Origin of the sequence: Oceanivirga salmonicida (genome assembly GCF_001517915.1) — a bacterium.
Classification (GTDB): Bacteria; Fusobacteriota; Fusobacteriia; order Fusobacteriales; family Leptotrichiaceae; genus Oceanivirga; species Oceanivirga salmonicida.
The window spans coordinates 1-10,913 of sequence record NZ_LOQI01000057.1 but is presented as its reverse complement, the minus strand read 5'-3'; the positions used below and the strand labels follow the sequence as shown (position 1 = coordinate 10,913).

Sequence of the window (10,913 nt, the reverse complement as noted above, 5' to 3'; positions counted from 1 at the left end):
ATATTATTTATACTAATAGGCATAACTAATGAATTTTTCGTTATATTTATATCAACTAATGATAATATTGCCATAGCACTATTTTGTAGAACATATAAAAGTATAAGTATATTTAATAAAATGGTTAGTTGTATATCAAAATTAAAATTTTTTATACCTTTTATTTGTAAAAATATAAATATACCAAGAAACATCATTAAAAAAATATTTATCAATATTACTTTTGTAAAACTATTTTTTTTAGATTTATTAAACATTTTAAAATTTAAATTAATTGTCTTAATAAAATGTCCCCTAAATAGTTTAACCAGTGATTTAAATTGATTATTCATCTTTATTTGCCCCCATTAATATTAAAAATATGTCTTCTAAATTCTTATCTTNNACTATCACATAATTTTTCTGCAACTTCTAATACATGAGTTGAAAATAAGACTATATTCCCTTCTTTAACATACTCTTTCATAATATTTTTCAATTTAAATGAAATTATTGGATCTAATCCATGTAATGGCTCATCTAAGATTAGAATTTTAGGTCTAACAAGCAAAGAACCCAATATCATCATCTTTTGTCTCATTCCATGTGAATACGACTCTATATAGTCATTAATTATTGCAGCCATATCAAAATCTAATAATAATTTATCAATTCTACTTTGAATGTCTATCTTATCTATTTCATATACATCAATTAAAAAATCCAAGTATTCCATACCAGTTAGATATAAAAAACTATCTGGTGTATCAAAAATGTAAAAAAATTGTCTCTTATATCCCTTATCTTCTACACTTAATCCGTTTAACTTAACACTACCTGAATCCATTTCAAGTATTCCTGTTATCATATTTAGCGTTGTAGTTTTACCTGCTCCATTTTGACCAATAAATGCAACAACTTTACCATCTTCTATTTCAACATTAAGATTATTAACTACTATTTTATCTCCATACGCTTTTGTTAATTTTTTAATCTCTATCATTTCAATTTCTCCATATCTAATTTACTAATTACATAAACTATTTACTATTTTTTATTTGTTAATATATAATAATAAATATTTTCTATTATTAAAATAAGCATTAAAATAAATATACTAAAAACTCCACGCTTTGTTACAAAAGTATGCAACCCTATTAACACCAAAGAAATTATTAACATGTTTTGTGTTAAAACATATGTTTTAAATCCTGCCTTGTACATTTCTTGTTGTTCTCTTTCATCACAACTATTCACCCATTTAGTAATAAATGTAAAATCAGTAACTTCACCTTTTTTTCCTTTATTATATGATTTAATAAATTTGATATATAAATGATTTAACATTACAAGTATTATAACTGCTAAAACTGGGAACATATGTAATAATCTTACATTATTAAAATTGTAATTTTTTATACTATAAATACTAATAAGAAATAGGCCAAGTAATAGCAAGTAAGTACAATGAATTAATGTTAAACCTAAATACAAATATTTTTCATCTAAATCATCGCTTTCAATTGATTTTATCAATCTTTTTTTACCTATAAAATACAATATTATGCTTATAAATATTCCACTTAAAATTAATGAATAAAAAATCATTATAGAACTTGTTATAATTGTATCTTCAATTCTAAGAACTAAATCTATTATATTAATTTTTGATGAAAAAAATCCAGTTAGTCCACTTACAAACATAATTAATATTAATTTTATAAAAATCTTTATATCTTTACTCATCTTATTCTCCCTCATACCAAAATATTTCTTCTACACTAACTTCTAATACATTTGCAAGTTTTAAACAAACTATTATAGATGGATTATAATCCCCTCTTTCAATTAAACTTATTGTTTGCCTACTTACACCTACTAAACTCCCCATTTCTTCTTGATTTATTCCTTTTATATTTCTTAATTCCTTTAATTTATTACAGAGTGACATATTAATTCTCCTTTCAATTTTTTGACAATTATATTTGTCATTAGTATTATATCCCTGACAACTATCTTTGTCAATATTGTCTAAAAAAATAAATTTAAATAAACAAAAAAAGAGTTCTTAGAACCCTTTTAAATAAATAGTTTATATTATTTAATCCATTTAACCATTTCTTCTTTATATGACATATGCGGTCTTCTTTCTTCATCCTTATAACCTATTGCCATAATAGATATTGGTATATGATTTTTAGGTAAATCAATAATTTCTCTTGTAATTTGCTCTGCATTATCATTATCTAATACACCCATCCATACACTACCCATATTATAGTGTGTTGCCATTAATGCTATATTTTGAAGTGAAGCTGCACAATCTTGTATAAGGAAGGTCATATTACTATCTTTTTCTTTATCAGCACATACTAAAATTGCTAATGGGGCTGTTTCAAAAGCCTTACCATATGGATGCTTTTCAAAAAATTGTTTTAATATTTCACTATTTTGTATAACATAAAATACTCTTGGCTCTTTTTTATGGGCTGACGGTGCTGCTATTGCCGCTCTTAGTAATTCTTTTATAATATTCTCATCAACTGATGTTTTCGAAAAAGTTCTAATACTTCTTCTCTCAAATATCTCTTTCATAATACTCCTCCTAATCAATTCCTAACCAATATTTTATTTTCCCCCAGAAACTAAGTTTAGTTAAATTAGTATCTGCTATTATATTAATCTTATTTACTAATATATCTTTATTATATATTAAAAATTCTCCTACTATATCACCTTTTCTTATATATGGTGTCAATTCATAAATTTTTTCTTTTGTCTTAATATTTGAGTTATGATAATAGAAGTCATTTTCTAATTTAGTGATTAAGTATTTTTCTCTTGAGTTTTTCATTGCTATTTTTTTGTATATTGTATTTTTATCATATATTTTTATTAATCTTTTGATATAATCTCCACTTATTTTTAATTGTGAATCAAATCTTCCTTTTAATGTTTCATCGGCAAATGTTACTACAATTAAAGTATTGTTTTCAATTTTATTTGTCCCTATCATATTAAAACCTGCACTACGATGAAAACCAGTTTTTAAACCAAAATTACCATTTTCGCCTATTATTTTATTTCTACTTTTATATGATTTGCCTTTAAGTTCAAAATGTTTTTGACTAGCCCATTCTACTACTCTTTTATCTTTAATTAAGTAATTAGCCAATTTATACATATCTTTTGCAGTAGAAACATCTAATTTTTTTTGAGTATAGTTAGTTGGAAGCCCTGTTGATGTATAAAATTTTGTATCATTCATTCCTAATCTTTTCGCCTTAGCATTCATTCTTTTTACAAATTCATCTTCTGTTTTACTTATATGTGTAGATAATGTGTATGCTGCATTATTTTCAGAATATATTAATGCTGCTTTTATTAAATCTTCAACACTCATTAAATCGCCTTTAAATATTGGTAGTGAACTTCCCCTAGTGCTATCATAATCAATTTTCACCATATTAAACAGAGTAGTTTCTCCAATATCTATACTATCTAATGCTACTGCAACTGTCATGAGTTTGGTTAATGATGCTATTGGCCTAACTGTGTCAGCATCTTCTGATAAAATTACTATACCATTATCTAAGGCACTATATGCACTCTTATATGTAAATGATAATATACTTTGTAAAAAAATTATGCATATTATATATATTTTTTTCATTTATTCTCCTATTTTGTTTTTTCTTATTAAATCACATATCTCACATTCTAATTTCTTTTGTATACATTTTAATCTACCATGTAATATAAAATAATGTGATATTATGCCCCAATATTTTTTTGGAACTATCTTCATTAAATCTCTTTCAATAATAACTGCATTGTCTGATTTAGTAAACCCTAAAAGTTTACTTATTTTTTTCACATGTGTATCTACTACTATTCCTGTAGATATACCCCACAATTCATGCAATAATACATTGGCTGTTTTTCTGCCAACTCCACCTAATTTAGTCAATTCTTCTATATTTCTAGGCAGTTTACTATTATATTCATTATATAAAGTATCTGCACCTTTTTTCAAATTTTTTGCTTTTGAATTAAAAAAGCCTGTACTTCTAATATATTTTTCTAATTCTTCTATATCCATATTATATATATCAATAGGTTCTTTTACAACTTTAAATAACTCTTTCGTTACTATATTTACTCTCTTATCAGTACACTGTGCAGATAATATAACTGCAACCATTAATTGATATTCAGTTTCATAGTCTAATGAAATTTTAGCATTTGGAAATCTTTTTTTCAATACCTTTATTACATATTTCATTTTTTCTTTTTTATTCATTATTACTCACTTACTTAAAAACGAGCCAAAAGGCTCGCTATTAATTTTTCTCTTGATAAATGCTTACTCTTTTTTTACCTTTTCCAAATGATTCAAATTTTACATAACCATCTGTTAACGCAAATAAAGTATAGTCTTTTCCTAAGCCCATATTAGTTCCAGGATGGAATTTTGTTCCTCTTTGTCTTACTATTATATTTCCTGCTTTTACTATTTCACCATCATATTTCTTTACCCCTAAATATTTAGGATTTGAGTCTCTTCCATTTCTAGTAGAACCTTGTCCTTTTTTTGAGGCAAATAATTGTAGGTTTAACTTTAATAACATCTTCATACCTCCATTACTTTTAATTTTAAATTTTTTGGATATTGTTTTGCTAATTCTTCTAAATATAAATACATAGAATTTATTAATGTATCTATTCTATTATCTTCAATATCTGATATATCTACTAAAATATACCCTTCATTAACTTCATAGTTAATATCATATTTTAAATATTCTAATATACCATTTAATGTCATTATACTTACTGAAGAAACTGCTGCACAAACAATATCAGTTCCATAAGCCGATAAATTTGAATGCCCTTTTATTTCGAAAAAAAGTATTTTTTCTCTTTTTTTCTTAAAAAGTACTTTAATCATACTTATCCCTTGATTTCTTTAATTTCAATTAAAGTATATTGTTGTCTATGACCTTTTTTTCTATAGTATGTCTTTTTGTTATATTTAAAGTTGATAACCTTTTTTAATTTAGCATGTTCTTTAACAGTTGCTATAACTTTCGCATTTTCTATAAATGGACTTCCAAATTTTCCATCTAACATTAATACTTCATTTATTTCAACATCTGAATTTACTTCAACGGCTAATTTTTCAACTTTTAATACTGATCCAACTTCTACTTTATATTGTTTTCCACCAGTTTTTATTACTGCAAACATCTCGTTCACCTCCGTATTATATCAAATCGCTGTCTAGGTAATTAGCTCCTACCTATACCATGCGTACCACTTATATTATCATATTTTTATTACCTTTGTCAAATTTTAAATCAACTATTTTTTATAAAATAATACATAATTTTATTTAGTGTTTTTATCACAAATATTCAAACATTTTTAGCACTTATATACATTCCCCTTAAAATATGTTATAATTTAATTAAATATAAAGGGGGGATTTAATATGTTTGATATTAAAGAAATGGCAGGAGATGTTATAGGAGATAAAATAGATGACTTAACAGGTGGTTTATCAATAGATAAATTATTTAACAATGATTTTATTAAAAATAATACAACTTTTTCATCAATTACTGAATTAGTTACAAAATTTAAACCAGATTTTAAGCCAGAGGATATAATGAGTTTAATTGGAAATGTTGATTTTGATAGTTTCATAGGTAAATTTACAAATTTTTCAAATTTTACAGAAATGTTATCTAAAGCAAAAGAATTTTTAGGCAAATAACAACAAAACTTGTATTTTTATACAAGTTTTTTTGACTTTTTAATTTTTTTGGAGTATGATATATAAAAAGGGGGGATTTGTCATGAATAAAGATAAAGATTTAATCAACTTTAGTCAAGATCACGAATTAAATTCTTTTTTAAGAAGTGAAGGTAAAAGAGAAACTGCTGAAAACAGAAAAACTCTTAAATCAATTGGAGATGAATGCAAAAAGAAGCTTAATAAAAGAATATTAAAAACTGCTGATTTTCATCAATTTCTTGAAAAAAATAAAGCATTAAAAGGGAAATTAGAAGACAAAAAATAGTATTTTAAAAGTTGACCTAGTAAAATAGATCAACTTTTTTTTATACTTTTTTATATTCTATCAACAATTATTTCTTTTTTATTCATATCAACAATACAATTTGCATCATATTGTAATAAAATTTTAGGATATGCATGTCCAAAATTAACATTATATACTATTGATATATCATAATTTTTCAATACTTCTAAATATACTTTCTTATATTCTTCATAATACATTTCATCTTGTGGCTTACCAATTAATATTCCATTTATTTTTTCAAATAATCCATATTCTCTAAAACCAATTAACATTTCTTTTAATTCATTAGGGCTTATCTTATTCTCACTAGTTTCTAAAAATATTATTTTATTTTTATTATCTTTTGGTACTATTTTATACTTATTATTAATTTCTACAACTTCGCTATATCTAGTTCCTATAATATATTCATTAAGACTTTCAACACAGCCACCCATAAGTTTACCACTAAAAACTTCATTTCCTTTTATCAATTCAAAACCACGTTTTTCATTATGGCTAATTCTGGGTATATTTATTTGTTTTTCAGAAAAGTCTTTTCTTTCTTCATACCAAATATCACTACTCTTATATCTAAACTCTTTATTTGTAAAAATATTATCAAAAGATTTTTTTGTATACTCTAACATTTCTCTATCTAATTCTGCAAAATCAGTTAAAAAACTAAGTCCATAAAAGGTATTTATACCTAATTTATGTAATAATAAATGATTAGTTGTTGTATCAGAATAACCCATAAAAAACTTTTTATTATTTTTTAATATATTCATATATTCAACATTTTCTAGTATGTGAGGTATTATTTTATGCGCATCTACTCCACCTATTGCTGTTATTACTCCTTTTATACTTCCATCACTAAATGCTTCAATTAAATCTTGTACTTTTAACATAGGATTTTCTTCCAATGCTTTTATACCCTTTAATGAATTTTTCATAAATACAGGTTCTAATCCTAGTTCTTTTAATCTTTTAACACCCAACTTTATTTGATGAGAACAAAACTTCTCTCCTAACATACCACTAGATAAACTAACTATTGCTACCTTATCACCTTTATTTAATTTTATTATTTTATCTTTTTCCAAATTATAACCCCTATTTTTCTAACATTACTTTTAAAGTATGCCAAGCAAGTGTTGCACATTTTATTCTAGCGGGCATATTTGATACAAATTTTAATAAAACTGCATCATTTAGTAATTCTTCATTCCCATCATATTCAGTTCTCATCATTTCAAAAAAATCATTTATTATTTCTAATGCTTTTTGTTTTGTTTTTCCTTTTATATTTTCAATTAACATAGCGGTTGAAGCGGTTGAAATTGCACATGAATTACCTGTAAATGAAGCATCTACTATCTTATCATTGTCTAGTTTTAATAATACTAAAATATCATCTCCACAACTAGGGTTATGACCCCTTTCTACCAATGTTGGATTTTCAATTTCTCTTTTTAAATCTTTTCTAGAATTATAGTCTAAAATTGTTTGACTATATATTTTTTCTAAATTCATAATTTAAATACCTCTTTTACTTGCTTTAATCCATATATTAATTTATCAATATCATCACTATTATTATATATACCTAAACTTATACGACATGTTGAATTTACACCCATATATTTCAATAGTGGTGCTGTACAATGATGCCCTGATCTAACTGCAACATTATGTTGATCTAAAATAAATGCAGTATCATGTGAATGTACACCTTTTACATTAAATGATATTACTGCCACCCTATCTATATTTTCAGTATAATAAATTTCTACAAAATTAAGTTTTGTCAATTTAAACATTAATTCCATCATAAGTAAATTTTCTACATTTTCTATTTCTTTATATGTTATAGTTCTAATATAGTCAATGGCTCTTGATAAAGATGATATAGCTGCCGAATTTAAAGTTCCCCCTTCAAATTTAGTTGGTACTTTAGCATAAGTAGATTTTTGTTCTTCTACATACTCTATCATATCTCCACCAAGTATAAATGGTGGCATCTTTTCTAATAATTCTTTTTTAGCGACCAATACTCCAACACCAAAACTAGAAAACATTTTGTGTCCTGAAAAGACCATGAAGTCTGGATTCCATTTATCAAAATTTTGTTCAAAATGTACTATGGCTTGTGCTACGTCTAGCAATACTAAAACATTTTTTTTATGTGCTAATTCAATTATTTGCTTATAATTTTGTATTATTCCAGTTGTATTAACAACAGATGATATAGCGACTAATTTAGTATTTTCATTAAGTTTATACTTATAGTCATTTAAATCTAATTGTCCATTTTTATCCAAATATATGTATTTTATCTTTACGCCTTTTTTTCTTGCTATATATTGCCAAGGTACTATATTAGAATGATGATTTGATATACCTAATATGATTTCATCACCCTTTTTTAAAAAATTAAGACCATATGAATATGCAACTAAATTTATTGCTTCTGTACAATTTTTTGTAAATACTACTTCTCCTGTCTCTTTACAATTAACAAATTCTTTTATTTTTTCTCTTGTATTTTCTATTATTGATTTAGATATCATCGCTAGTTCATGTGTCCCACGGCCTGCGTTTGCATTAAAATTCTCATAATACTCTTTAATATCTTCTATAACAAGATTGGGTTTTTGTGTAGTTGCTGCACTATCTAAGTATGCAATATCTTTATTTTTTAATATTGGAAAATGATTTCTTATATTCTTATTCATAGTAGTTCTCCTACAACATTCTTCTTTTAATTTCTTCAAACATTTCTTCTTTTATATCTTCAATTTCAATTTTTTCAAATATAGGTCTAAATGTTGACTCCACAACAATTTTTTTGGCTTCTTTTGCACTAAATCCCCTTGACATAAGGTAAAATAGTCTATCTTCATCAACTTTACCAACAGATGCTGCATGTGCTCCTACAACATCATCTTCATCACATAACATAGCGGGTATTGCATGTATTGTTATAGTGTCATCTAATAATATAGAAAATTCTCCTTCACTAGCCGTAGATTTACTACAACCCTTATAAAAATATATATTTCCCCTAAATACTTTATGTCCATAATCTTTTGTAGTTCCCCTACCTTCAATATCTCCATTACAGTATTTACCATGGAATAATAATGAATATTCAAAATCTGCTTTTCTTTTTTCATCTACTAAATATGCAGGAACGTAAAGCATATTTGCTCTATCTCCTATAAGTCTAGATTTAGATGCAACAGCATTAACTCCTGAACCTAATTCTAAATCATAATATTCTACATTACTATCTTCATGATTTATAAAATCAGTTTGTGTAAAGTTTTTTGAATTTCCATTCATATTTTGTAAAGTTATTAATTCTAAATTTGAGTTTTTACCTGCATTAACTTTGATATAACCATTATGGTAACAAAAACTTTCATCTTTTGTATCATAATATATTAATATTTTAGCACTTGCATTTTCTTCAACATTTATACTTATACCATTTACTAAAATATCATTATTTTTATCCAAATTATATCTAATAACTATCATATCTTCTATATTTTTAGTAATAGTTATTCCTAATTTATGATTTAGCATTTGAGTATTTTCTACTTCAAAATATTCTCCAAGCCCCCTATATTCTGCGGGTCTTTCTAAATCAATTTTATTTAAAATAATACCATCTTTATCTATATTAATTAAAGATATATTTTCATTAGAAAATTCTTTTTTAGTTATCGTATCTACCACTGTGTATTCTAATCTTTTCCACACTGGTTTTTTCATTTCTTCATATCTCATTAACCTATCGTTCCTTCTAATTCAATTTCAATTAATCTATTTAATTCTACTGCATATTCCAAAGGTAATTCCTTAGAAATTGGTTCAACAAATCCTCTTATTATCATTGCCTTAGCCTCATCTGCTGTTAAACCTCTTTGCATTAGATAAAATATAGCATCATCAGATATTCTACCAATAGATGCTTCGTGCCCTATATCTATATCATCAGTATTAACTACTATAGTTGGTATAGTATCTGATTTACTCATATCATCTAACATTAATGATTCACATTCAGCGGTTGCTTTTACTCTTTTAACACCTGGTAATACTTTTAATAAGCTTCTATAACCACACCAACCACCATTTTTAGAAATAGATTTAGAGTTTACTTTAGATGAAGTATAAGATGCTGCATGTATAGTTTTACAACCAGTATCAAGATATTGACCCGCTGCTGCAAAAGTTACACCAGTATACTCTGATCTTGATCTTTCCCCTTTTAATATACTCATAGGGTATAGCATAGATACTTTTGAACCAAATGAACCTGAAATCCATTCTATTACACCATCAGTATCAACTACTGCTCTTTTAGTATTTAAGTTATACATATTTCTAGACCAGTTTTCTATAGTAGAATATCTAAGCCTTGCTCTTTTTCCAATATATAACTCAACTGCTCCTGCATGTACTACATTTTTATTATACTTTGGTGCAGAACAACCTTCTATAAAATGAACATCTGCATCATCTTCTACTACTATTATAGTATGTTCGTATTGACCAGCTTCTGGTGCATTTAATCTAAAATATGATTCAAAAGTTGTTTACCATAATCTTAGTAAAGAATTAGAAGAACAAGGAATAATTTATACAGATATTGAAACAGCCGTTGAAAAATACCCAGAATTGATAAAAAAATATTTTATGCAATTAATACCTATAGACGACCATAAATTTGCAGCATTACATGCAGCAGTGTGGTCAGGTGGAACATTTTTATATATACCTAAGGGTGTAAAGGTAGAAAAACCTATACAATCATATTTTAGATTAAAT

Annotated in this window: 16 protein-coding genes and 2 pseudogenes; 3 read left to right on the top strand and 15 right to left on the bottom strand. The window is 25.6% G+C overall.

Annotated features, from left to right (window positions below; genetic code table 11):
• The 10 genes from AWT72_RS09710 to rplU all read right to left on the bottom strand — a co-directional run.
• Nucleotides 1-332 (bottom strand): hypothetical protein (locus AWT72_RS09710; protein ID WP_197407626.1); only part of this gene is annotated, 332 nt, incomplete at its 3' end.
• Between the two features lie 44 nt (nucleotides 333-376).
• Nucleotides 377-982, bottom strand: coding sequence for an ABC transporter ATP-binding protein (locus AWT72_RS09705; protein ID WP_067142795.1), 606 nt, complete (start codon nucleotides 980-982; stop codon nucleotides 377-379).
• A 44-nt stretch (nucleotides 983-1,026) separates the two neighbouring features.
• Nucleotides 1,027-1,725 carry a DUF3169 family protein gene (locus AWT72_RS06815; RefSeq protein ID WP_067142792.1) on the bottom strand — a complete coding sequence of 233 codons (699 nt, stop codon included), beginning with the start codon at nucleotides 1,723-1,725 and terminating at the stop codon, nucleotides 1,027-1,029.
• Nucleotide 1,726: 1 nt separating this feature from the next.
• Nucleotides 1,727-1,930, bottom strand: coding sequence for a helix-turn-helix transcriptional regulator (locus tag AWT72_RS06810; protein WP_067142789.1), 204 nt, complete (start codon nucleotides 1,928-1,930; stop codon nucleotides 1,727-1,729).
• Nucleotides 1,931-2,076: 146 nt separating this feature from the next.
• A complete protein-coding gene (locus tag AWT72_RS06805) occupies nucleotides 2,077-2,574 on the bottom strand; it encodes a nitroreductase family protein (protein WP_067142786.1) in 498 nt (165 codons plus the stop codon).
• A 10-nt stretch (nucleotides 2,575-2,584) separates the two neighbouring features.
• Nucleotides 2,585-3,652 (bottom strand): D-alanyl-D-alanine carboxypeptidase family protein, encoded by a 1,068-nt coding sequence (locus AWT72_RS06800; RefSeq protein WP_067142783.1) that lies wholly within the window; start codon nucleotides 3,650-3,652, stop codon nucleotides 2,585-2,587.
• Complete coding sequence (nth, locus tag AWT72_RS06795) at nucleotides 3,653-4,282, bottom strand: endonuclease III (protein ID WP_067142780.1); 630 nt, start codon at nucleotides 4,280-4,282, stop codon at nucleotides 3,653-3,655.
• Between the two features lie 40 nt (nucleotides 4,283-4,322).
• Nucleotides 4,323-4,610: a 50S ribosomal protein L27 gene (gene rpmA, locus AWT72_RS06790; RefSeq protein ID WP_067142777.1), complete on the bottom strand. Its 288-nt coding sequence runs from the start codon at nucleotides 4,608-4,610 to the stop codon at nucleotides 4,323-4,325.
• Between the two features lie 2 nt (nucleotides 4,611-4,612).
• Nucleotides 4,613-4,930 (bottom strand): ribosomal-processing cysteine protease Prp, encoded by a 318-nt coding sequence (locus tag AWT72_RS06785; RefSeq protein ID WP_067142774.1) that lies wholly within the window; start codon nucleotides 4,928-4,930, stop codon nucleotides 4,613-4,615.
• A gap of 2 nt (nucleotides 4,931-4,932) precedes the next feature.
• Nucleotides 4,933-5,229 (bottom strand): 50S ribosomal protein L21, encoded by a 297-nt coding sequence (gene rplU, locus AWT72_RS06780; protein WP_067142769.1) that lies wholly within the window; start codon nucleotides 5,227-5,229, stop codon nucleotides 4,933-4,935.
• A gap of 244 nt (nucleotides 5,230-5,473) precedes the next feature.
• On the opposite strand from rplU, the gene AWT72_RS06775 reads away from it, so the two are divergent.
• Together AWT72_RS06775 and AWT72_RS06770 are read left to right on the top strand one after the other, a co-directional pair.
• The gene (locus AWT72_RS06775; RefSeq protein ID WP_067142766.1) at nucleotides 5,474-5,758 is read left to right on the top strand and encodes a hypothetical protein; all 285 of its coding nucleotides are present in this window, start codon (nucleotides 5,474-5,476) and stop codon (nucleotides 5,756-5,758) included.
• A gap of 82 nt (nucleotides 5,759-5,840) precedes the next feature.
• Entirely contained in the window at nucleotides 5,841-6,065 is a 225-nt protein-coding gene (locus AWT72_RS06770; protein ID WP_067142763.1) for a hypothetical protein, read from the top strand.
• Between the two features lie 50 nt (nucleotides 6,066-6,115).
• Here AWT72_RS06770 and AWT72_RS06765 read toward each other — a convergent pair whose 3' ends face one another.
• From AWT72_RS06765 to sufB, 5 genes and pseudogenes are all read right to left on the bottom strand, one after another.
• A complete protein-coding gene (locus AWT72_RS06765; RefSeq protein ID WP_067142760.1) occupies nucleotides 6,116-7,177 on the bottom strand; it encodes a S66 family peptidase in 1,062 nt (353 codons plus the stop codon).
• Between the two features lie 10 nt (nucleotides 7,178-7,187).
• Entirely contained in the window at nucleotides 7,188-7,607 is a 420-nt protein-coding gene (gene sufU, locus AWT72_RS06760; protein WP_067142758.1) for a Fe-S cluster assembly sulfur transfer protein SufU, read from the bottom strand.
• A complete protein-coding gene (locus AWT72_RS06755) occupies nucleotides 7,604-8,809 on the bottom strand; it encodes a SufS family cysteine desulfurase (RefSeq protein WP_067142754.1) in 1,206 nt (401 codons plus the stop codon). Before AWT72_RS06755 ends, sufU begins: the two co-directional genes overlap by 4 nt.
• Nucleotides 8,810-8,819: 10 nt before the next feature.
• Nucleotides 8,820-9,869 carry a Fe-S cluster assembly protein SufD gene (gene sufD, locus AWT72_RS06750; protein ID WP_067142751.1) on the bottom strand — a complete coding sequence of 350 codons (1,050 nt, stop codon included), beginning with the start codon at nucleotides 9,867-9,869 and terminating at the stop codon, nucleotides 8,820-8,822.
• Nucleotides 9,869-10,663: pseudogene (gene sufB, locus AWT72_RS06745) on the bottom strand (Fe-S cluster assembly protein SufB); the annotation flags it as partial. The pseudogene sufB and the gene sufD, both read right to left, overlap by 1 nt.
• A gap of 34 nt (nucleotides 10,664-10,697) precedes the next feature.
• Between sufB and AWT72_RS09270 the strand changes: the two are divergent.
• A pseudogene (locus tag AWT72_RS09270) lies at nucleotides 10,698-10,913 on the top strand (Fe-S cluster assembly protein SufB); the annotation flags it as partial.